The sequence below is a fragment of the Rhizobium sp. CIAT894 genome, assembly GCF_000172795.2.
Classification (GTDB): Bacteria; Pseudomonadota; Alphaproteobacteria; order Rhizobiales; family Rhizobiaceae; genus Rhizobium.
The window spans coordinates 2,872,618-2,895,608 of sequence record NZ_CP020947.1; the positions used below are offsets into that span (position 1 = coordinate 2,872,618).

General features: G+C 61.9%; 16 protein-coding genes and 1 pseudogene. 4 read left to right on the forward strand and 13 right to left on the reverse strand.

From position 1 onward, the window contains the following. Positions 1–85: 85 nt before the first annotated feature. Positions 86–1,498, reverse strand: coding sequence for an FAD-linked oxidase C-terminal domain-containing protein (locus RHEC894_RS14320; protein ID WP_085737756.1), 1,413 nt, complete (start codon positions 1,496–1,498; stop codon positions 86–88). Between the two features lie 233 nt (positions 1,499–1,731). Continuing rightward, positions 1,732–2,766 carry an aldo/keto reductase gene (locus RHEC894_RS14325; RefSeq protein ID WP_085737757.1) on the reverse strand — a complete coding sequence of 345 codons (1,035 nt, stop codon included), beginning with the start codon at positions 2,764–2,766 and terminating at the stop codon, positions 1,732–1,734. Between the two features lie 93 nt (positions 2,767–2,859). Here RHEC894_RS14325 and RHEC894_RS14330 point away from each other — a divergent pair, with 93 nt between their 5' ends. Next, positions 2,860–3,762 carry a LysR family transcriptional regulator gene (locus RHEC894_RS14330; protein ID WP_085737758.1) on the forward strand — a complete coding sequence of 301 codons (903 nt, stop codon included), beginning with the start codon at positions 2,860–2,862 and terminating at the stop codon, positions 3,760–3,762. Positions 3,763–3,972: 210 nt separating this feature from the next. Beyond that, a complete protein-coding gene (locus RHEC894_RS14335; protein WP_085737759.1) occupies positions 3,973–5,067 on the forward strand; it encodes an AbrB family transcriptional regulator in 1,095 nt (364 codons plus the stop codon). Here the strand turns inward: RHEC894_RS14335 and RHEC894_RS14340 are convergent. Next, positions 5,027–5,914, reverse strand: a complete 888-nt coding sequence (locus tag RHEC894_RS14340) for an AraC family transcriptional regulator (protein WP_085737760.1) — start codon at positions 5,912–5,914, stop codon at positions 5,027–5,029. The genes RHEC894_RS14335 and RHEC894_RS14340 overlap by 41 nt on opposite strands. Before the next feature lie 39 nt (positions 5,915–5,953). Between RHEC894_RS14340 and RHEC894_RS14345 the strand changes: the two genes are divergently transcribed. Further along, positions 5,954–6,361 carry a DUF2000 family protein gene (locus RHEC894_RS14345; protein WP_010066476.1) on the forward strand — a complete coding sequence of 136 codons (408 nt, stop codon included), beginning with the start codon at positions 5,954–5,956 and terminating at the stop codon, positions 6,359–6,361. Between the two features lie 51 nt (positions 6,362–6,412). Here the strand turns inward: RHEC894_RS14345 and RHEC894_RS14350 are convergent, their stop codons facing one another. From RHEC894_RS14350 to RHEC894_RS14390, 10 genes and pseudogenes are all read right to left on the reverse strand, one after another. Next, positions 6,413–7,078, reverse strand: coding sequence for an OmpA family protein (locus RHEC894_RS14350; RefSeq protein WP_085737761.1), 666 nt, complete (start codon positions 7,076–7,078; stop codon positions 6,413–6,415). Between the two features lie 247 nt (positions 7,079–7,325). After that, positions 7,326–8,324: a flagellin gene (locus tag RHEC894_RS14355; RefSeq protein WP_085737762.1), complete on the reverse strand. Its 999-nt coding sequence runs from the start codon at positions 8,322–8,324 to the stop codon at positions 7,326–7,328. 278 nt (positions 8,325–8,602) lie between these two features. Then, positions 8,603–11,758 (reverse strand): efflux RND transporter permease subunit, encoded by a 3,156-nt coding sequence (locus RHEC894_RS14360; RefSeq protein WP_085737763.1) that lies wholly within the window; start codon positions 11,756–11,758, stop codon positions 8,603–8,605. Further along, on the reverse strand, positions 11,755–12,960 hold the full coding sequence (locus RHEC894_RS14365; RefSeq protein WP_085737764.1) for an efflux RND transporter periplasmic adaptor subunit: 1,206 nt from the start codon (positions 12,958–12,960) through the stop codon (positions 11,755–11,757). The genes RHEC894_RS14360 and RHEC894_RS14365 overlap by 4 nt, the downstream gene beginning before the upstream one ends. A gap of 263 nt (positions 12,961–13,223) precedes the next feature. Next, positions 13,224–14,132, reverse strand: a complete 909-nt coding sequence (locus RHEC894_RS14370; RefSeq protein WP_085737765.1) for an adenylate/guanylate cyclase domain-containing protein — start codon at positions 14,130–14,132, stop codon at positions 13,224–13,226. 237 nt (positions 14,133–14,369) lie between these two features. Then, positions 14,370–14,489: pseudogene (locus RHEC894_RS33025) on the reverse strand (VapC toxin family PIN domain ribonuclease); the annotation flags it as partial. A gap of 132 nt (positions 14,490–14,621) precedes the next feature. Next, the gene (locus RHEC894_RS14375; RefSeq protein WP_085737766.1) at positions 14,622–16,172 is read right to left on the reverse strand and encodes a SpoVR family protein; all 1,551 of its coding nucleotides are present in this window, start codon (positions 16,170–16,172) and stop codon (positions 14,622–14,624) included. Then, the gene (locus RHEC894_RS14380; protein WP_085737767.1) at positions 16,169–17,443 is read right to left on the reverse strand and encodes a YeaH/YhbH family protein; all 1,275 of its coding nucleotides are present in this window, start codon (positions 17,441–17,443) and stop codon (positions 16,169–16,171) included. The genes RHEC894_RS14375 and RHEC894_RS14380 overlap by 4 nt, the downstream gene beginning before the upstream one ends. 12 nt (positions 17,444–17,455) lie before the next feature. Beyond that, positions 17,456–19,399, reverse strand: a complete 1,944-nt coding sequence (locus tag RHEC894_RS14385; RefSeq protein ID WP_085737768.1) for a PrkA family serine protein kinase — start codon at positions 19,397–19,399, stop codon at positions 17,456–17,458. A 398-nt stretch (positions 19,400–19,797) separates the two neighbouring features. After that, positions 19,798–20,274 (reverse strand): VOC family protein, encoded by a 477-nt coding sequence (locus RHEC894_RS14390; RefSeq protein ID WP_085737769.1) that lies wholly within the window; start codon positions 20,272–20,274, stop codon positions 19,798–19,800. Positions 20,275–20,503: 229 nt separating this feature from the next. Here RHEC894_RS14390 and RHEC894_RS14395 point away from each other — a divergent pair, with 229 nt between their 5' ends. Next, positions 20,504–22,981 (forward strand): UvrD-helicase domain-containing protein, encoded by a 2,478-nt coding sequence (locus RHEC894_RS14395; protein ID WP_085737770.1) that lies wholly within the window; start codon positions 20,504–20,506, stop codon positions 22,979–22,981. Positions 22,982–22,991: the final 10 nt, after the last annotated feature.

A 22,991-nucleotide genomic window follows, 5' to 3' on the forward strand; every position in this document is an offset into this window, starting at 1 on the left:
TGCCCGATCGGCATAAATCCAAATCCTGTTCTAGCGCTATTCATGCCGGGAGCAAGGCCCAAGTTCACGAGAATATTCCGCGCTTTCAGCCATGGTGGAAAATCTTGCCGGGATTGAAGATATCGTCCGGATCGAGCGCCTGTTTCACCTGTCGCATCAGATCCACGGCGCCCCCGAGCTCCTGTTCCAGAAACGCCATCTTGCCTTGCCCGATCCCGTGTTCGCCAGTGCATGTCCCGTCCATGTCGAGCGCCCGCCGGTTGAGCCGCTGCACGAAGCTCTCGGCCATGGCGATGTCTTCCGCGCTTTTGTCGTCGAACAACAGCAGCACATGGAAGTTCCCGTCGCCGGCATGGCCGACGATCGGTCCCAGCAACCCGTGCTCCTCGATATCCGCCTGCGTTTGCGAAACACAATCGGCAAGCCTCGAGATCGGAACACACACATCGGTCGAAAGTGCGGCAAGCCCGGGCGCCAGCGCCCTTGCAGCCCAATAGGCATCGTGGCGTGCCTTCCAGAGCCTCGTCCGCTCCTCGGCGTTGGCGGTCCAGAGGAATTCGCCCCCGCCGCACTCCGCGGCGATCTCGCCAAAGGCTGCCGATTGCAGCGGCACCGTCTCGTCGGTGCCGTGGAATTCGAGGAAGAGCGTTGGGCTTTCGGCGTAGGAAAGTTTGGAATAGGCATTGCAAGCCCGCATCTGCACCGTATCGAGCAGCTCGATGCGCGCCACCGGAATGCCCATCTGGATCGTCATGATGACGGCATCGCAAGCGGCCTTGATGCTGGGAAAGGCGCAGGCCCCGCCGGCGATCTTCTGCGGGATCGCCTGCAGGCGCAGCGTCACCGAGGTCAGAACGCCAAGCGTGCCCTCGGCGCCGACGAAGAGCCGCGTCAGATCGTAGCCGGCCGAGGATTTGCGGGCACGCCGGGCGGTGCGGATCTCCTCGCCATTGGCCGTGACGGCGGTAACGGCAAGCACATTGTCCTTCATCGTCCCGTAGCGCACAGCATTGGTGCCGGAAGCCCGCGTCGAGGCCATGCCGCCGATCGAAGCATTGGCGCCGGGGTCGATCGGGAAGAACAGGCCGGTATCGCGCAGATGGATGTTCAGCGCCTCGCGCGTCACACCCGGCTCGACGGTGCAGTCGAGATCCTCGGGATTGACCTCGAGCACCCGGTTCATGCGGCTGAAATCGATCGAAATACCACCATTGGCGGCATTGACCTGGCCCTCCAGCGAGGTGCCGACACCGAAGCCGATCACCGGCACCTTGTGGGCAGCACAGACCTTGACCGCAGCCTTCACGTCCTCGGCGCCCTCGGCAAACAGCACGCCGTCCGGCAACTGCGGCGGGATGTAAGTGGTCGTGTGGGCATGCTGTTCACGGAAGGACTGACCGGTCTGGAAGCGCTCGCCGAAGCTCTGTTTGAGGATGCCGAGCACGGCTGATATCCCCGCCTCGTTGCGTATGCCGGCCTTCGCGTCCTTGAGCGCCATCCCTTTGATCTCCCTGCCATTCCGCAGAAACCATATCGTGTTTCGCTGGGTATGCGGCAAGTCAAAGCGGCTGTCCAGTTAAGAATGGGGAAGATTTCATTCCCCTTTTGTTATACGCCGATGCGTCGTCTAAAGCGCCTCGCACTAAACTTGATTCATGCGACGCGCTTTAGCTCTTTGTTTTTATGCATGTCGTTATCCCGGAACCGCTGCACACTTCCGGGCGACATGCATTAGACGATCGGTGGATTGAGCCGCGCAAAACCTTCCTGCCGCCGATAGGGGAAATAGGGATAGGGAGCCGTCACGGCGCTGACGGCGTCGAGCCTCTCGATCTCATCCTTCGACAGGCCCCAGCCGACCGCGCCGAGGTTCTGCCTGAGCTGCTCCTCGTTGCGGGCGCCGATGATGACGCTCGACACCGTCGGGCGGTTAAGCAGCCAGTTGATGGCGATCTGCGGCACCGTCCGGCCGGTCTCGGCTGCGATGGCGTCCAGCACCTCGACAATGTCGAACAGCTTCTCATCGTCGACAGGCGGGCCATATTGCGCCGTTTCGTGCAACCGGCTCGCCTCAGGCAGCGGCTGGCCACGGCGGATCTTGCCGGTCAGCCGTCCCCAGGCAAGCGGGCTCCAGACGAGCGCACCCACACCCTGGTCGGCGCCAAGCGGCATCAGCTCCCATTCGTAATCGCGCCCCGCCAGCGAATAATAGACCTGATGGGCGACATAACGCGGGTGGCCATGGCGCTCGGCCGCGGCCAACGACTTCATCAGCTCCCAGCCGGCAAAATTGGAAACGCCGGTATAGCGGATCTTGCCCGCCGCAACGAGCCCGTCGAGCGTCGACAGCACTTCGTCCACCGGCGTCGAGGCATCGAAAGCGTGAAGCTGCAGAAGGTCGATATAGTCGGTCCCCAGCCGGCGCAAGGCAGCCTCGACGGCGCGGATCAGCCGCGCCCGCGACGTTCCCCAGTCCTGCGGCCCCTCGCCCATCGGCAGCGCCGTCTTCGTCGAGATCAGCACGTCACCGCGACGGCCGCGGATCGCCTGACCGAGCACTTCTTCGGACGCGCCGCCGGAATAGACGTCGGCCGTGTCGAACAGATTGACGCCCGCTTCAAGACAGATGTCAACCAGCCGCCGCGCCTCTTCGGCATCGGTATTGCCCCAGGCGCCGAACAGCGGGCCACTGCCGCCGAATGTGCCGGCGCCGAAACTTAAAGCCGGCACCCTGAGGCCGGATGCGCCGAGATTTCTGTATTCCATGGATCTGTCTCCTTCGATTTCCCATGAGATAGACGTTGGTCACTTGGTGATATAGATTGCCTGCCGGCATTTCATCTATGACTTGAATTCATCATGGGCCGTCAGGACATCAACCGCTCCGGCGAAATGGAAGTTTTCGTCAGCGTCGTCGAGCGCGGCGGCTTTTCGGCTGCCGCAAGCAGCCGGCGCATGACACCGTCGGCCGTCAGCAAACTCGTCGCCCGGCTGGAGGCGCGCCTCGGCGCCCGCCTCGTCAACCGCTCGACCCGAAAGCTGCAACTGACACCGGAGGGCTGCGCTTTCTATGAGCGCGCCATCGCCATCCTGGCCGATATCGCCGAGGCCGAGCACCAGGCCTCGACGGGCGAAGAAACCGCCGGCCGCATCCGCATCAACACCAGCGGCTCCTTCGGCAATCATGTGCTCGCGCCGCTCGTGCCGGCCTTCATGGCGCTTCATCCCGCCGTGACGCTGGATATTTCTCATACCGACAGGATCGTCGATCTCATGGAGGAGCGTGCAGACGTCGCGATCCGCACCGGCCCGTTGAAAAGTTCCAGCCTGATCGCCCGCAAGCTCGGCGCCACCGGCAAGATCATCGTCGCGTCGCCGGATTACCTCAAGCGTCAAGGCGAACCGCGCACGGTCACCGATCTCCGCCGCCATTGCCGCATCGGTTTTTCCTATGCCCGCGCCGTCGAGGGCTGGCCGCTGCGCGAGGACGGCGAAACGGTAACGCTTCCGATCACCCCTGGCATCCAGGTCGGAGATGGCGAAGCCATGCGGCATCTCGCACTATCCGGCGCCGGCCTTGCTCGCCTTGCCGCCTTCACGGTGCGCGCCGACATCAATGCCGGCCGCCTCGTGCCGGTGCTCGAAGCGGCCAATCCCGGCGATATCGAGGAATTCTATGCCCTCTATATGGGCCAGGGCGGCCCGCTGCCGGCGCGCCTGCGCGCCCTGCTCGATTTTCTCGCCGGCCATGTGCACCTATAATACATACAATGACTTAAAGCGGCCTGATGAATCAGTTTCGCATGCCCGGGCGGCGAGAAACCGGATTTCGCAATTGACCCCGCGCCTCGCGTCCACCTATATCGAACCCGCACCGGCCGCTCCTTGCAGCCGGCCTCTCGTCGTCATGCCGGAGCTTCCTCCCATCTTCAGCCTTAGAGCCTGGCACCGGCCAGGAAAGGTACGGGGATCATGTCATTCAGCGACACCAGCCGCCTGCTGCGCGATACCGGCCTGCCGAAATGGGCGTTGCTGCTGGCGCTTTCGACCGCTCTCGTCATCTTCCTCGAACTCTTCGCCCTGCCCGCCTCGCTGTTGATCGGACCGATGGCTGCGGCCATCCTGCTGGCGCTGACCGTCGGCAAGGGAAAACTTCGCATTCCCGCCTCGCCGCTGCAGTTCGCCCAGGTTCTCGTCGGCCTGATGATGGCGCGCACAATCACTCCCGACATTCTCGCCACCATGGCGAAGGACGCACCGCTTTTCCTGCTGTTCATCTTCTCGGTCATCGCCATTGCCACCGGCCTCGGCTGGCTCCTGACACGCTGGCAGGTGCTGCCGGGGACGACCGCCGTCTGGGGCTCGTCACCGGGCGGCGCTTCCGCCATGGTCATCATGTCGGAAGCCTATGGCGCCGATGCCCGCCTCGTCGCCTTCATGCAATATCTGCGTGTCGTCTTCGTCGCCGTCGGCGCCTCGGTAATCTCGCGCCTGTGGGCGGCGGCCGACGGCGCCGAGCCGCCGCCGCTCATCCTCTTCCCCGAAGTCGACTGGCCGGCCCTTGCGGCGACGATGGCTTTTGCAGCCATTTGTGCCTATGGCGTGCGCCGCCTGCGCATCCAGGGCGGCACGATCATCGTACCGCTCTTCCTCGGCGCCTTCCTGCAGGGTATCGGCCTTTTGAAGATAGAGTTGCCGATGTGGCTGCTCGCCATCGCCTATGCGCTCGTCGGCTGGAGCATCGGCCTGCGTTTCACCCGTTCGATCCTTGAGCATGTGGCGCGTGCCCTGCCGAGAGTGTCGGCTTGCATCATATTGCTGATGGCGCTTTGCGGCGGCATGGCGGCCGCCCTTCACATCTTCGCCGGCATCGATCCGCTGACGGCCTATCTCGCCACCAGCCCCGGTGGTGCCGATTCCGTCGCCATCATCGCCACCGCGAGCGATGTCGACGTGCCCTTCGTCATGGCGATGCAGACCGGCCGCTTTCTTGTCATTCTGATGATCGGCCCGACGCTCGCCCGCTTCATCGCCCGCCGCTCCGGTCTTGCGGAAAATCCCGTCTGAGCGTGACCCATTGGCCGGGCGTCATGCCATAAGCCTTCTTGAAATGCCGATTGAGATGGCTCTGGTCGGCAAAGCCGGTGGCCGCTGCCGCGTCCGATATCCCCTCGCCCGCGCCGATCATCGTGCGTGCCCGCTGCAGCCGCCGCATCAGCAGGTAGCGATGCGGACTGGTGGCGAAGGCCGCCCGGAAATGCCGCGACAGTGCGAAACGGTCGAGCCCGGTCACCGCTTCGAGCTCCATCGAACGCACTGCTCGGGTCGCATGCGCCTCGAGATAATCCCGTGCCGCCCGCGCCTGGCGCCAGGCCACAGTCCCGAGCGGCCGGCGCGGCGCACGCGCATGCCGGGACAGCCCATTTGTTATCCGCGACAGGAAATCGTCGACGAACAGCTCGTCCAGCTCGCGGTCGAGTTCGCCGAGCGCCGCCAGCAGCACACTCGCCAGTGCGGAATCGCCGATGACGGGTTCGTCGACGAAAGGCAGGCCGAGCCCATCCGCCTCCAGGCATTCGAGAAGCAGCGACGGCTCCAGGTAGAGCATGCGGTATTGCAGCCCGTCCTCGGTACCCGCCCCGCCGTCATGCTCCTCGTCGGGATGCAGCACGATCACCTGCCCCGGCAGGCTGAAGCGCTGTTCGCCGCGATAGCGGAAGGTCTGCACGCCTTTCAGCGTCACACCAAGCGCATAGGTGTCGTGCCGGTGCGGTTCGAAGGCATTGCCTGAAAACTGCGCCTCGATGCGCTCGATGCCGGGAAAGGCAGGCGCGGCCAGTATGGCGTTGCCGGAGGATCCCGCGCACAAACGTTCAAGACCTCCGAAGGCCTGCGGATGTAGATCCTGGCTCAACGCGCCCGATACTCCGATAGCTAGATGAAGGAACGTCTGATGTTTGATACCAAAATTGCCGTCGTCCTGCGAAACAATCTTGCCGGCTGGCAGAAACTGAACGTCACCGCCTTCCTGATGACCGGCGTTGCCGGCGGACACCCCGAAATCATCGGAGAGCCCTACAAGGACCGTGCCGGAAACCTCTACAATCCGCTATCGATCCAGCCGATCATCGTGCTCTCGGCCGATGAGGCGACGATGTCGGCCATCCACCGCCGCGCGCTGGAGCGCGATGTCACTCCTTCTCTTTTCATCGAGGAGATGTTTGCGACCGGTCACGATGCGGCCAACCGCGCCGTGTTCGCCGAATTCGCACCCGACGACGCCAAGGTGGTGGGCATCGCGTTGCGCGCCGAAAAGAAAATCGTCGACAAGATCACCAAGGGCGCGACGATGCAGCACTGACGAGAAAGGCCGGGAGCGACCCGGCCTTTCCCAAAGGAGCATGAGCCGGACTCAGCCCTGGGTGATCGGCGCGATCTGGATTTCGACGCGGCGGTTCTGGGCGCGGCCGGCCTCGCTCGCGTTGGATGCAACCGGCTGGGACGGACCGAAGCCGACAGCGGAGACGCGGCGCTGATCGATGCCTTGGCCGCCGAGATAATCGGCAACCGAAAGCGCGCGGCGCTGCGACAGATCCTGATTATGCTGCAGGCTGCCGGTCGAATCCGTATGACCGTTGACGTCGATCAGCGTGCGATTGAATTTGCGCAGCACGATCGCCACCGAATTCAGCGTCGGATAGAAGCCCGGCTTCACCGCGTCCTGGTCGACGTCGAAGGTGATGTTCGACGGCATGTTGAGAATGATGTTGTCGCCGTTGCGGGTCACCGAAATGCCGGTGCCTTGAAGCTGGGCGCGAAGCTCGGATTCCTGCTGGTCCATGTAATTGCCGATCGCGCCGCCGGCGAGAGCGCCGACGCCGGCGCCGATCAGCGCTGCGTTACGCTTGCCGTGGCCGCCGCCGCCGACGGCCACGCCGACGAGAGCGCCGCCGATCGCGCCAAGTGCTGCGCCACCCGCCGTATTGGAAACCTTCTGCTCGCCGGTATAGGGATCGGTCGTCGTGCAGGCGCTGAGATAACTTGCTGCAACAGCCAGAAGTAGGAATTTCTTGATCATGGACAGGACGGTCTCCGTTCAAAACTGATGCGAGCAAATGGCAAGGATTGCGGCAAGAAAATGAAGATGTTCCCTTGATAGGGGAATTTCAGGCGCCGAAACAGCCGCCATGTTGCGGGAATGCGCTGATATCACCAGTTTTAGCAACTGGGCAGGCCTCATGGGCAGCAGGCAACGATAAGCCCTCATGGTGAGGAGGCCCAAGGGGCCGTCTCGAACCACGAGGGCGGATGGTTATGATCAGCTCTTAGAAATTCTGGAACAGCTGCCTGACCGTGTCGTAGGTTGCATTGGCGATATTGAGCGATTGCAGCCCGAGCTGCTGCTGCGTCTGCAATGCCTTGAGCCTACTCGATTCTTCCTCCATGTCGGCATCGACGAGCCGGCCGATGCCAGCGGTGTTGTTGTCGTGCAGCTTGGTGGCGAAGTCGTTCTGCAGGTTGATGCGCTTTTCCAAAGCACCGAAAGCCGAGCCGACTGTCGTCAGCTGCGACAGAGCGGCATCGACGACACTGATCATTTCGCTGACCTGTCCTTGCGTCGTGGTGGACGAAAGCGAGATCACCACTTGTCCCGTGGTGGTGCCGTTTTTGCTCGTCATCAGCACGTAGTTCTGCGAGACGCCGAGTTCGGTGGCAAAATGGTCCGATGTCAGCACGCCGTATTCGCCCGTACCGGTGGCGCGATCGTCGATCAGGTAACGCGCATCCTTGGAGGTGGTGGACCCCACAGGCGTGTTGTCGATATGGTAGCTCAGCATGCCCACGGACACCGTACCGTCGGCGTTACGGATGAAGGAGGCCGGGATTTGGCGCGGCTGCGTCGGTGTCGCGTCGTTGTTGAGGACCACCCAATTGTCGCTGTTGAAGGTCGCCGACTCCGAAACGCTGCGCAACCGCTCCTGCAACTGCTTGAGCTCTTCGTTGATCTTGTCCTTGTCCACCCCGTCTTCACTCGCGGCCACCAGCTTGGCCTTGATCTCCGAGACGACGTCGATGACGTTCTGGACGCCTGTATAGGCCGTGCCCATCGTGGCGGCTGCCATGCCGAGTGCATCCTGTACCGCGGAAATTGCCTTGTTGTCGGTACGCGCGGTGGTGGCGACCGACCAATAGACTGCGTTGTCGCTGGCTTTGGCGACACGCTGGCCAGTCGTGACGTGGTTCTGGGTGACATCCATCTTCCGGTTGATATCGCGCAACACATGGAGCGCCGCATCAACGGAGACGCGCTGGTAAATACTCACGGGACTAAACTCCAAGACACAACAAACGCAAACTGAACAAGAAATGAACCGTCCGCGCAGACAATCATGTCCGGGGTCGCTGGATTTCCAGCGCATTGCGGCCCTCAAGAACGGCGAAGACCAGTCGGTTCCTGCGAACGATCATTGCCGTTTTATGCTTAATAAACGGCTAATCTTCAGAAGTAATTTAGCTTATTTCTCAAGCCTTCATAAACCATAGGAAACTAGGAAACGCCGCCAAACGGGCGTCTGGCGGCGTTACGAAATCGTATGAAAATCTATTCGGCAGCCTGCAGCTGCTCATCGTCAGGCGCGGCACGCGGCCGCGTGGCGATCGCCATCTCTTCGTGCAGCCGCGCTTCCTCATGGGCGTGCGGCTTGGCGAAGCGGGCAAGCAGGAGATAGGCGACCGGCGTGATGAACAGCGTCACCAACGTCGCAAAACCGAGACCGCCGACGATCACCCAGCCGAGCGCGACGCGCGCTTCCGCGCCCGCGCCATGGGCAAAGACCAGCGGCACGCCGCCGAGGATGGTGGCGATCATCGTCATCATGACAGGCCGAAGGCGCAGCGCACAGGCCTTCTCGATCGAGGAACGAACGTCCTCGCCCCTGTCGCGCAGCTGATTGGCGAATTCGACGATCAGGATACCGTTCTTCGCCATGACGCCGACGAGAAGCACGAGGCCGATCTGGCTGTAGATATTCAAGCTGGAGCCGGTGATCACAAGCGCGAAGACAGCGCAGGCAAGACCAAGCGGCACCGTCGACATGATGATCAGCGAGGACAGCACGCTTTCGAACTGCGCGGCCAGCACCAGGAAGATGATGACGATGGCAAAGCCGAAGGTCAGCGCCATACCGCTCGAATTCTCCTCGAGCGTTGCGGCTTCCGCCAGCGGCAACAGGCGCGAACCTGCCGGCAGCAGGGGCGCGGCAAGTTCCGTTACCTGTTTGACGGCGTCGCCGAGCGACATGCCGTTCTTCAGGCCGGCGGTGATCGCCACGGAAGCGAGCTGCTGCTCGCGGTTGAGCTGCGGCGCCACCGAGCCTTCTGTCATCGTAGCGATGACCGACATCGGCACGATCTTGCCGTCACCGGTCTTCAGGAACACGTTTTCGAGATCGGTCGGGTCGTCGATCGGCCGCGTCGTCGAGGTCAAAAGCACGGGATAGGATTCGCCGTCGACGAAGACGTCGACCACCGAGCGCCCTTCGAGCAGCGACTGGATCGCCGTCGAAAGCCCTGATATGTCGATGCCGAGATCGGAAGCGCGCTCGCGGTCGATCGCCACCGACACCTGCGCCTGGCTGGGCTCGTTGGTCAGGCGCGGCGTGTCGTACTGGCCGGTGGCGTCGAGCGCCTGGACCAGCTTGGCGGCCGCCGCCGTCAGCGCCTCGTGATCGTTACCAACAAGCGCCATCTGCACGCCGCTGCCGGCGCCGCGGATGCGCAGGCTGTTGGATGAGATGGCGTTGCCGCGCAGTGCCGGCACCTTTGATGCCGCCTGATTGATGTCGCCGATGATCTCCGCCTGCGTCCTGTGCCGCTCTCCCCAGGGAGCAAGCGTCAGCACCATGAAGCCGCTATTCAAAGAACCACCCTGGCCGGAGATCGAGAAGATGTTGCGAATGTCGCCGCTCGTCACCAGCGGCTGCAGATATTCCTCGACGAGCTGCATCTTGTCGCGGGTATATTCGAGGCTCGATCCCTGCGGCGTCGTCAGCCGCATCATCACCATCGACCGGTCCTCTTCGGGCGTCAGCTCGCTCTTGACTGTGGAAAAGGCGATGACCGCCGCGCCGGCGAAGATCACCGAGAACAGGATGACGACAAAGGGCGCGCTGAGGCAGCCGTGCAGCGCCCATTTATAGAGATCGGCAAGCGCCCCGCCGAAGCGGCCGAGCGCGCCGTGATCTTCCAGCATCGGCTTTGTCAGCATGCGCGAGGCAAGCATCGGGCAGAGCGTCAGCGCCACGATCGACGACAGCCCGACCGAGAAGGCGAGCACGAAGCCGAATTCGCGGAAGAGGCCGCCGACCTGCCCCGGCAGGAAGGAGAGCGGAATGAAGACTGCCGCGAGCGTCGCAGTCGTGGCGATGACGGCGAAGAATACTTCGCGCGTTCCAAGAACCGCCGCCGCGCGTGGACCCATGCCTTCGGCACGCCGGCGCACGATGTTTTCGAGCACCACGATCGCGTCGTCGACGACGAGGCCGGTCGCCAGCACGATGGCGAGCAGCGTCAGGATGTTGATCGAGAAGCCGACCATATAGATCGCCGCCAGCGTGCCGATCAGCGCCACCGGCATGCTGACCGCCGGGATCAGCGTCGCCCGCCAGTCGCGCAGGAAGAGATAGATGACGGCGGTGACGATGACGGCGGCAAGCACCAAGGCCAGCACCACCTCGTGGATCGCGCCCTGGATGAAGACGGCGTCGTCGCTGGTGATGGCGATCGTCGTTCCCTCGGGCAGCGTCTTCGACAGCTGGTCGACGGCGGCCTTGATGCCGGTCGAGATATTGAGCGTGTTCGACTGTGCCTGGCGAATGATGCCGAGGCCGATGCCAGGCTTGCCGTTGGAGCGCAGTGCGGTTTCACCGTCCCGCGGCCCAAGCGTCACCGTGGCGACGTCGCCGAGCCGGATGCGGTCCTGCAGCATGACGTTGGAAAAATCCGCCGGCGTTTGCAGGCTGGCGGTGGCGCGCACCACGATATCCTGCGTATTGCTCTTCAGCGATCCGGCCGGCACGTCGAGTGCGGCATTGTCGAGCGCCTTCGTCAGATCGCCGATGGTCAGCCCGCGGCTGGCAAGCGCACCCTGGTCGACGTCGACGCGGAAGACCTTCTCCTGATCGCCGTATTCCTCGACGTCGGCGACACCGTCGACAGAGGCAAGACGATCAATCACCTCGTTCTCGACGAGTTGCGTCAGGTCGTCCATGTTGAGTTTGGTCGAGGTGACGGCAAGGCGCATGATCGGCGAGGAATCCGAATCCGCCTTGACGATCTGCGGCGCATCCGCCTCGTCGGGCAGATTCTGGGTGATCCGGCCGATCGCGTCGCGCACATCGTTGGCGGCAACCGCGAGGTCGATCGCATCGGAGAATTCCAGCGTCACCCGGCTCTGGCCGAAGGAAGAGGTCGACGAGATCGACTTCAGGCCGCTGACGCGGGCGACCGCCCCCTCAATGACCTTGGTCAGCTCCTGGTCGATGGTCTGTGGCGACGCACCGTCGAAGCCGGTGCGCACGGTGACGACGGGACGGTCGACATCCGGCAGTTCGCGCACTTCGACGCCGACATAGGCCGCAAGGCCGGCGACGACGATCAGCGTATTGAACACCAGCGCCAGGATCGGCCGGCGCACGAAAAGCGCGGTGAAGCTCTGCTTGCCCGAGGCCCTGTCCTGATGAAGCTCGGTCACGCTCATTGGGTAACGGCCTCCCCATTCGAGGCCACGTCGGCCGAGACGCGCACTGCCCCTCCCTCGCGCACGCGCTGCAGGCCCTCCGTCACGATCTTGTCGCCGTCCTTGAGATCGGCTTTGACGAGCACGAAATCCGGGTTGCGCTGTACGACGCTGACCCGCACCTTGTGCGACTTGTCGTCGTCGACCTGCCAGACGAAGGCCCCTTGAGAATCCCACTGCACGGAAACCGGATCGACGGCCGGATATTTGTCACCCGGAAATTTCATGCTGACGCTGAAGGACATGCCGGCGCGCAGTTCATCCGAACTATTGTCGATCTTGGCGCGCAGGCGAAGCGTGCGGCTTGCCGCGTCGATGCGGTTGTCGACAGACTCGACCGTGCCCGAAAAGACCTGTCCGGGCTTTGCCACCGACATAGCCTCGACCGGCTGGCCGACCGACACCGTGTTGGCGAAGCGCTCCGGCACCCAGAAATCGACGAGGATTTCCGACCGGTCGTCGAGTGTGACGATCGGAATGCTTGTCGTGACGTTATCGCCGATATTCACCGGTACGATGCCGACGATGCCGTCGATCGGCGCAATAATGTTGCGCCGCGCGAGATTGAGTTCGGCCGCCTGCAGCTGCAGCCGCGCCCCCTGCTCGGCGATCTCGGAATCGAACACGTCCATGCGCGACACGCTGGATTTTATGTTGTGATAGAGATTGGATTTCTCGACGGCGGCTTTGACCGCCACATCGGCCTGGCCCCGGGCAATCACCTGTTCCTCGCTGTCGAGCTTGGCAAGCACCTGGCCGGCCTTGACCTTATCGCCCGACTTGATGAGGATTTCGCGGATCGTGCCCGATGCCTGTGCGGTCACCGCCACCGAACGGATCGCGTCACCCGTGCCGATGGCGTTCAGCCGGTCGTTGACGACGCCCTGGACGACGGCCTGCGTTGCGACGAGAGTGGCGCCGTTGCGCCCGCCGCCATTGCGGCGGTTCTGTCCCTGCCCCTCGCCCCGCTGCTGCCCTTGTGCCCGGGCGGGCGTGTCGGCATCCGCCGTCTCCTCAGCCTTCGGCGCGATCCTGGAAACGATGCCGTCTGGAATACCTGCATCGCGCATCCTATCGCCGGCACCGGGCACAAAGAAAACCCACGCGGCAAAGCCGGCAACAATGATGATGAGCGAAAGTATAAACTGCTTCCAAAAAGCCATTCACGTCTCCGGAGGGACTCGAGGTTGGGCCAGGGTCGGTCGAAAGAGGCGCTGCGGGATCACAATCCCATGGTGCGACAATATCGCGCGTTTACAGCTTACCGGCAAGCATAAGCAGCCGGCATTACGGATTTGTAATATCAACAAAGAATGGAAATAATCCGGCCGCTCACTTTTGCTTGAACGAACCCTCGCCATCTCTTCGACACCGCCGATTGCCGGGCGGGCTGCCGCGCGAAATCTCTACCAATATCGGCTGACGCCTATCGACGCATCGACCATCGCACGCCCATGACGGCCGCAATCCCCAATATCGGCCACACCGCCCAGAACTGCCCCGTCCAGGTGAAGAGGTTGATGCCGACAATGCCGAGCGCCACGATCGCCAGCGAGGTGATCTTGCGGTTGAACCGGGTCTGGTCGCGATTCCAGGCGAGTGCCGCGACGACGGCGAGCGCAAGCACCGGAAAGCGCGCCCAGAAAACGCCCTGCCACGACAAAAGATTGATGGCGATCAGGACGGCCGCGATGACGCCGAGCACACCGAACAACCTGCGTCTGCCAGACACCGCTCTTGCCCCGGCGATTTCAGCCACCGGCTGCGGCCGTGCGTGACCTGACCGTTCGGCAGTCGGCGCTTGGTCCCTGGCATTGCCGATCCTAACCGCATAGCTCGGCACGCCTTCGTCGACATTCTTCACCATCAGCGGTCCGAGAAACTCGAAACCGACCGCGACCTTGTTGCGAACCTGATCGTAGACGGTACTGGATATGACGATGCCGCCGGCCGCAGCCGAGGCCTGCAGCCGCGCGGCGATGTTGACGCCGTCGCCGTAAATGTCGTCGCCTTCGACGATCACATCGCCGAGATTGATGCCGATGCGGAACAGCATGCGCCCGTCGGACGGGCGGCGGGCGTTGAAGCCGGCAAGTTCATTCTGGGTATCGACAGCCGCGCGCACTGCCTCGACCACGCTCGGGAAATCGGCGATCAGCCCATCGCCCCAGGTATTGATGACGCGGCCGCCATGGCTTTCGATCAGGCGCCCCATCGCCTCCCGGCAGCACTTCAGCGCCGCAAGCGTCTCTTCCTCGTCAGCCCCCATCAGCCGGGTATAGTCCTGCACGTCAGCACAGAAGATCGTCGTCAGCTTGCGCCGCGTTTCACCCATGGTCTCTCGTCTCCGCGCTATCCGTCCCGGAAAGATCGCCGCAAAGGCCGAACCTGGTTGAGTAAATCGGCAGAGCGATCACAGCGGTCGCAGATTACGAAGGCTTTGCCTTTGTTGCTATCGATAATTGCCGATCATCGATCGATCATTTCCGAGCGTAACCGGTTCCGCTTTTTTCGCTCGCCCGGTCGTCGACCTTCAAAGCCCCCGAAATGCGGGCAAAAGCCTTGTCACGCGTGTGACCGATGAGATGACGATCTCGTCCGTCGGAAGCACCGCCGGCCTTTCAGGGATTTCCGGCCGATCGCCCTTGATGACATGGCTGGCGATATTGGTGTCGAGCATCCACGCCGTCATTCCTTCCGGCCTTCGAACGGATCACGATCTGGCGAAGACTGGTCGCGATCAGCCGACCCCATGAAATCGTCCGGAAACCGACTCACCACCGGCTCCAGAGCCTTCCAAATCAGGGCTCAAGAGAAAACGCTCTCACTGAACGATCTTGCGCGGGCTCGCCGTGTGTTCCCTTCCCACAGTGTTCGAACCGTCGATTTCCTGTAGCAGGACGTCATAGCCCCAGAGATCGGCGAGATGCTGCAGGACGAGTTTCGTATCGTCTTCCTGGAGATAGCAGCCATTCATGACGATGTGCTGCAGCAACAGACGCCGGTCGCCGGCGAGATCGACATCGACGATATCGATGGCCGGATCGGTCCAGCCGATATCGTATTCGCGCGAGAGCTGGCGGCGAATACGCAGATAACCGCGCTCGTTGTGAATTGCCGAAACGAGCACCCCCTCGGCCTGTTCCGGATCGTCATAGAGATGGAACAGCCGCAACTGCCGTATCAGGTGCGGGCTCAGGAACTGGCTGATGAAACTTTCGTCGCGGTAATTGGCCCAGATATCGCGCAGGACACCCATCGCATCGCCGCGGCCCGCGATATCGGGAAACCATGCGCGATCCTCTTCCGTCGGCGCCGTCACGATCCTCTCGATGTCCTGCATCATCGCAAAACCGAGCGCATAGGGATTGAAGCCGGAGAACCGCCGGTCGTCGTAATTCGGCTGGAACACGACATTGGCATGCGACTTCAGAAATTCGAGAATGTTTCCATCGCTGATCTGCCCGCGTTCGTGCAGCCGGTTCATGATCTGGTAATGGACGAAAGTGGCAGTTCCCTCGTTCATCACCTTGGTCTGCCGCTGAGGATGGAAATATTGGGCGACATGGCGGACGATGCGAAGGATCTCGCGCTGCCATGGCTGCAGCCGCGGCGCCGTCTTCTCGAGAAAATAAAGGATGTTGTCCTGCGGAAGGCCGAGGGCGGCGCGACGCTTTTCCAGGCCGATGTCGCCCGCCTTCTTGGCCTTGCCGACGGGAACCGTGCGCCACAGATCGTTGAACATCTGTTCTTCGTGAGCCCGGCGCTCCTGTAGCCGCTTCTCCTCCTGGCGGAGGTCGAGAGTATTCTTGCCGGCATATCGGTGCACCCCATGCGACATCAGCGCATGCGCCGCATCGAGCGTGCGCTCGACGGCCACCTCTCCATAACGTTCCTCGCAACGGGAGATATAGCCCTTGGCGAAATCGAGGTAGTCGAGGATGCCTTCCGCATCGGTCCAGAGCTTGAAGAGATAGTTGTTCTTGAAAAAGTGGTTATGGCCGAAAGCTGCATGCGCGATGACGAGCGTCTGCATCGTCGCCGTGTTTTCCTCCATCAGATAGGAGATGCACGGAGAGCTGTTGATGACGATCTCATAGGCAAGGTCGCGCATGCCGCGGCGGTAGAAGGCTTCATGATGGGCAAAGTGCTTGCCGAAGGACCAATGGCGGTAGAAGAGCGGCATGCCGGTCGAGGAATAGGCATCCAGCATCTGCTCGGAAGTGATGACTTCGATCTGGTTCGGATAGACGTCGAGGCCGAGTTCGCCGAGCGCGATTGCCTCACAGGCATCGTGGATCCGCTGCAGTGTTGAAAAATCCCAATCGGCACCTTCGAACAGAAGCAGCTCTTTCGACCTCAGCATCGTGGTCATGGCGTTACCTTCGATTGCGCGTCACGTTTCTGGAAGAGATCGTGGAAAACCGGGAATATTTCGTTTCGCCGGCAGACCTTGCGCATTGAGAGCGGCAGCAGTTCGGACCGGATCCCGTCATAGAGCATCCAGAGAGGCGAACGGGATATCGAGGAGTCGCCGCCTTCTTCCCCGACCTCGATATAGGCGAAATACTGGCACAGCGGCAAAATATCGCGCACCAGCTGGCCGGTCAGGTTTCCGTCCGAATGGGCGTTGTCGCCGTCCGAGGCCTGGGCGCCGTAGATGTTCCACTCCGCCGGATCGAAGCGCGCCGCGATGATCGCCCGCATCGCCGCCAGCGCGCTGGATACCAGCGTGCCGCCCGTCGCCGGACCGTAAAAGAAGGTTTCCTCATCGACTTCTTCGGCCCTGTCGGTATGGCGGATGAAGACGATCTCCACTTTCTTGTAGCGCTTCGACAGGAAGAGGTAGAGCAGCAGGTAGAACCGTTTCGCCAGGTCCTTCATGTGTTCCGACATGGAGCCGGACACGTCCATCAGGCAGAACATCACCGCCTTTGCCACAGGCTTCGGCTCGTTTTCAAAGCGGCGATATCTGACGTCGAGCGGATCGATATAGGGAATGCGCCGGCTTTTATCCGTCAGGGTCTTGAGTTTCGCCTCAAGTGCCACGCGGCTCTCATCGTCCTCGCATTCCTCGATCTGCCGCTGCAGGGCTTCGATCTCTTCGCGGCGCGGGCGGTGAAGCGCGACGCGGCGCATCATCGCGAGCTTCGTCGTGCGACCGACGGCGATGTTGGACGGCGATCCGGATACGGAATAACCGGCCCGGAACGGCGTTTCCTCCTCGGTTTCGGCCAGGCGCCGCTTGGCAAGGTCCGGCAGTTCCAGATCGTCGAGGAACACGTCGAGGAATTCTTCGCGCGTCAGCACGAAACGGAAGCCGTCCTCGCCGTCGCCCTCGCCTGCATCCTTGGGTTTTCCGCCCCGGCTCCCCGGCGGGCGCGGAAGGATGTCACCCTCGACGAAGGCCCTGTTTCCAGGCAGGATGTGATCGCGGATGCCACCGCCGCCCCGGCGCAAATTCGGTTCGGCCATTCCGTCGATCGGCAGGCTGATCTCCCCGCCGTCGAGCACGTCGCGGATATTGCGGTTTTGCAGAGAGCGTTTCACCGCCTGCTGCACGGCGCCCTTCATGCGTCGAAGGAACCGCTGCCGATTTTCCAGACTTTTACCGCGCGGATTTAACCGCCGGTCGACAATGTGCATAATGGCTCCGCATTAACTTGCCTGTTTGACGCGCATGTACCATTCCACAAGGCGTCGAACCTGCCTCTCGGTGTAACCCCGCGCGGCCATGCGCGAGACGAATTCGCTGTGCTTCTTTTCCGTTTCGGAATCTTTCTTCGATCCGAAGGAAATGACCGGCAAGAGATCCTCGACCTGCGAGAACATTCGCTTTTCGATGACTTCCCGAATTTTCTCGTAACTGGTCCATGACGGATTCTTTCCGCCGTTGGCTGCCCGCGATCTCAAGCAGAACTTGACGATTTCGTTGCGGAAATCCTTCGGATTGGCGATGCCGGCGGGCTTTTCGATTTTCGTCAGTTCCTGATTGAGGAGCTCACGGTCGAGAAGCTGGCCGGTATCGGGATCCTTGAAGTCCACATCTTCGATCCAGGCATCGGCATAATCGACGTAGCGGTCGAACAGGTTCTGTCCGTAGTCCGCATAGGATTCAAGATAGGCCTTCTGGATCTCATTGCCAATGAACTCTGCGTAACGCGGCGCAAGATCGGCCTTGATGAACTCCAGATAGCGCTTCTCGACATCGTCGGAAAATTGCTCGCGGCGGATCGACTGCTCCAGCACATACATCAGGTGAACCGGATCGGCGCCGATGTCTGTCGTGTCGTGGTTGAAGGTGGAGGCAAGCACCTTGAAGGCGAACCGGGTCGATATTCCGTCCATGCCCTCATCGATGCCGGCAGCATCGCGGTATTCCTGAACGCTGCGGGCGCGCGGGTCGGTTTCCTTGAGGCTCTCGCCGTCATAGGTGCGCATCTTCGAGAAGAACGTCGAGTTTTCGTGTTTGCGCAGGCGTGAAAGCACGGAAAAACGGGCGAGCATTTCGAGCGTTGCCGGGGCGCATGGCGCATCGGCGAGTTCCGACCCCTCGATCAGCTTCTCGTAGATCTTCTGCTCTTCCATCACGCGCAGGCAATAGGGCACCTTGATCACGCAGATACGGTCGATGAATGCCTCGTTGTTCTTGTTGGCCTTGAAGGTCTGCCATTCCGCTTCGTTCGAATGCGCCAGCACGATGCCGGAGAAGGGGATCGCGCCGATATTCTCGGAGCCGATATAGTTGCCCTCCTGCGTCGCCGTCAGCAGCGGATGCAGCATCTTGATCGGCGCCTTGAACATCTCGACGAATTCAAGGATGCCCTGATTGGCGCGGTTGAGCCCGCCCGAATAGCTGTAGGCATCGGGATCGTTCTGGGAATAGGTTTCCAGTTTGCGGATGTCGACCTTGCCGACCAGCGAGGAGATATCCTGATTGTTCTCGTCACCGGGCTCGGTCTTGGCGATGGCGATCTGGCGCAACCGCGAAGGCTGAACTCTGACGACGCGGAAGCGGGAAATATCGCCGCCGAAATCGTCGAGGCGTTTCAGGCACCACGGGCTCATCAGCCCGTTCAGGCGCCGCAGCGGGATGCCGTATTGCTCCTGGAGCAGCGACCCCATCGTCTCCGGATCGAAGAGATTGAGCGGACTTTCGAAAACAGGGCTGATCTCGTCGCCTGCCTTCAGCACATAGATCGGATGAACTTCCATCAAGAGCTTCAGCCGCTCCGCCAAGGACGACTTGCCGCCGCCGACCGGGCCGAGCAGATAGAGGATCTGCTTGCGCTCCTCCAGCCCCTGCGCGGCATGCCGGAAGAAGGAAACGATGCGTTCGATCGTCTCTTCCATGCCATGGAAGCCGGCAAAGGCCGGATAGATGCGGATGGTCCTGTTCATGAAAATGCGGCCGAGGCGCGCATCCCTGGCGGTGTCGACCATCTGCGGCTCACCTATCGCGGCGAGCAGACGCTCCGTCGCATTGGCATAGGCGATCGGGTCCTTTTTGCAGAGATCGAGATACTCCTGCACCGACATATCGGTTTCGCGGCGCGCTTCGTAACTGCGCGTAAACGCATCGAATACGGATTCACTCAGCATGGTACCTCCATTAAGGTTATGCCGCAGGCTCTAAGCCGTATAACCATCGAGATGGTCACGGCGTTCCTAAGAATCAATAATTTCGCAGATATATTCGACGCCCACCGGCTGTTTCTAGCAATGCACAAAAGTGTGCATGCACCGGTTCTTTTTTGAACTCTACGAAACTGTTCATTATTGTAGTTGAGAAGGGTGCCTTCGCGATATCAGCACATTTCGCGACGTGACAGAAAGATGAAAAGGGTGTGCAATGTCGCCCGTGATTCGAACTCTCGAAAAATCGACGATTGGCAGCCGGATCTGCGCAAAGTCGATGCTGGACAGCACGTGCCGAGGCGCCCCAGACAGATGGAAGCGGGCGCATCCCGGCAACCGGATCATGCGCCCGCCGAGACAATTCAGCCGTTGAACGCCTTTTCCAGTGCACCGACATCGATCTTGACCATGCCGAGCATCGCCTCGGTCACGCGCTTCGCCCGCTCGCGGTCGCTGTCGGCGATCATTTCAGAAAGAACACGCGGCACGATCTGCCAGGAAAGCCCCCAGCGGTCCTTCAGCCAGCCGCAGGCCTCCGGCGTGCCGCCATTGGCGAGAAAGGCATCCCAGACCCGATCGATCTCCGCCTGGCTTTCCAGCAGGATTGCAATCGAGAAGGAATGGTTGAAGCTGTCGAGCGGGCCGGCCTTCATCGCCAGGAAGGCCTGTTCGCCGAGCGTGAACTCGATCAGTTCGACACTGCCGGGAGGCCCGCTCGGCGTTTCCGCCGGCAATATGGTGCTGCGGCCGATCTTGGAATTCGGAATGATCGACACGTAGAATTCGACGGCCTCGCGGGCTTCCTCCGCAAACCAGAGATTTGAAACGACCTTCGGCATGAACAGCCTCCTTGTTGACGATTGATCCGGACTGTTGTCCGCTGCTCCAAGGACGGCCGCCCCGGATCGGTTCCGACAGGCTGCATCAGGATTTTTCGGCCGCCTCCGCTGGAGGGAGATCGCAGCCGCGACTTCCGCGCCTGGAAACCCCTTGGGATAGCGCCGGTTCGGGAATGAAAGCAGAACATCTTTTCTGGTCTTTCCTTCCCGAATCACTACATTACGCGCCATGAGCAATAGTTTCGACGATATTCCCTTCTTCGACGAAGAGCCGGGCGAGATGGCGCGCAAGCCGCAGCCGCCTGCCGCGCCCGCCGGAAGAGCGCCCGCCGGCGGCGGCATCGCGGCGCGCGCCATGGCGGCGCGTGACGGCGGCAAGCGGCCGGATTATCTCGCCGGGCTGAACCCGGAGCAGACCGAAGCCGTCGAAACCCTGGAAGGCCCCGTCCTGGTGCTCGCCGGCGCCGGCACCGGCAAGACGCGCGTGCTGACCACCCGCATCGCCCATATCCTCAATACCGGCCGCGCCTTCCCCTCACAGATCCTCGCGGTCACCTTCACCAACAAGGCCGCCCGCGAGATGAAGGAGCGCATCGCGCTGCTCGTCGGCGGCGCCGTCGAGGGCATGCCCTGGCTCGGCACCTTCCACTCGATCGGCGTCAAGCTTCTGCGCCGCCATGGCGAACTCGTCGGCCTGAGCTCCGGTTTCACCATTCTCGACACAGACGATGTCGTCCGCCTGATCAAGCAGCTGATCCAGGCCGAAGGCCTCGACGACAAACGCTGGCCGGCCAAGCAGTTCGCCGGCATGATCGACACCTGGAAGAACAAGGGCCTCGGCCCCGCCGATATCCCCGAGGGCGATGCCCGGGCCTTTGCCAACGGCCGTGGCCGCGATCTATATTTCGCCTATCAGGCGCGCCTGACGACGCTGAACGCCTGCGATTTCGGCGACCTTTTGATGCATCCGATCGCGATCTTCCGCAAGAACCCGGACCTCTTGAAGGAATATCACGGCCGCTTCCGCTATATCCTCGTCGACGAGTACCAGGACACCAACACCGCGCAGTATATGTGGCTGAGGCTTCTGGCCCAGCGCGCCAGGGGCGAGCCGCAGAATGTCTGCTGCGTCGGTGACGACGACCAGTCGATCTATGGCTGGCGCGGCGCGGAGGTCGACAATATCCTGCGCTTCGAGAAGGATTTCCCCGGCGCCAAGGTCATCAAGCTGGAGCGCAACTACCGTTCGACCGAACATATCCTCGGGGCAGCCGCCCATCTGATCGCCCACAATGAGGGCCGCCTCGGCAAGACGCTGTTCACCGACCGCGCCGATCCCGACGACGTCAAGGTGCAGGTCCACGCCTCTTGGGATTCGGAGGAGGAAGCCCGCGCCATCGGCGAGGAGATCGAGCAGCTCCAGCGGAACAAACATCTCCTGAACGACATGGCGATCCTGGTGCGCGCCTCCTTCCAGATGCGCGAATTCGAAGACCGCTTCGTCACCCTCGGCCTCAATTACCGCGTCATCGGCGGCCCGCGCTTCTACGAGCGCCTCGAAATCCGCGATGCCCTGGCCTATTTCCGGCTGGTGGCGCAGCCAGCCGACGATCTCGCCTTCGAACGTATCATCAACACGCCGAAGCGCGGTCTCGGCGATACCACGGTGCGCGCGCTACACGACTATGCCCGCGCCCGCGACATTCCAATGCTGGCAGCGGCCGCCGACATCATCGAGACGGACGAGCTGAAGCCGAAGGCGCGAAAAGCCCTCTTCGACGTGATTCAATCTTTCCGCCGATGGCAGGAACTGCTTGAAAACACACCGCATACCGAACTTGCCGAGCAGATCCTCGAAGAGTCCGGCTATACCGACATGTGGAAGAACGACAAGAGCGCCGAAGCGCCCGGCCGCCTCGAAAACCTGAAGGAACTCATCCGCTCGATGGAAAGCTTCGAGTCGATGCGCGGCTTCCTCGAGCACGTGTCCCTTGTGATGGATGCCGAGACCAACGAGAACCTCGACGCCGTCTCGATCATGACGCTGCACTCGGCCAAGGGCCTGGAGTTCGACACCGTCTTCCTGCCGGGCTGGGAGGAAGGCCTGTTCCCGCATCAGCGCTCGCTCGATGAAAGCGGCCGCGCCGGCTTGGAGGAGGAGCGCCGCCTCGCCTATGTCGGCATCACCCGCGCCAAGCGCCGCTGCCACATCTGGTTCGTCTCCAACCGCCGCATCCACGGCCTTTGGCAATCGACCCTGCCCTCGCGCTTTCTCGACGAACTGCCGGAAACCCATGTCGAGGTCGCCGCGATGGAGCAGAGCTACGGCGGTTACGGCCGCGGCGGCTACGGTCAATCCCGCTTCGACAAGGCGGAACCCTTCGCCAACTCCTATTCCACGCCCGGCTGGAAACGCGCCCAGGCCAACAAGACAGAGGCCACCCGCGACAACTGGGGCAGCCGCTCCGGCCACGCCGTCGAACGCATCGGCTACGGCGAAAGCGGCCCGAAGGGACGCACGATCGACGGCGAACTGGTGGCGAAATCGACCTCGTCGGAACCGTCAAAATTCACCCTCGGCGACCGCGTATTCCACATGAAATTCGGCAACGGCAACATCACCGGCATCGAAGGCAACAAGCTGACGATCGAATTCGATCGCGCGGGCCAGAAGCGCGTACTGGACGGGTTCGTCGAGCGCGTATGATTATCAAGGT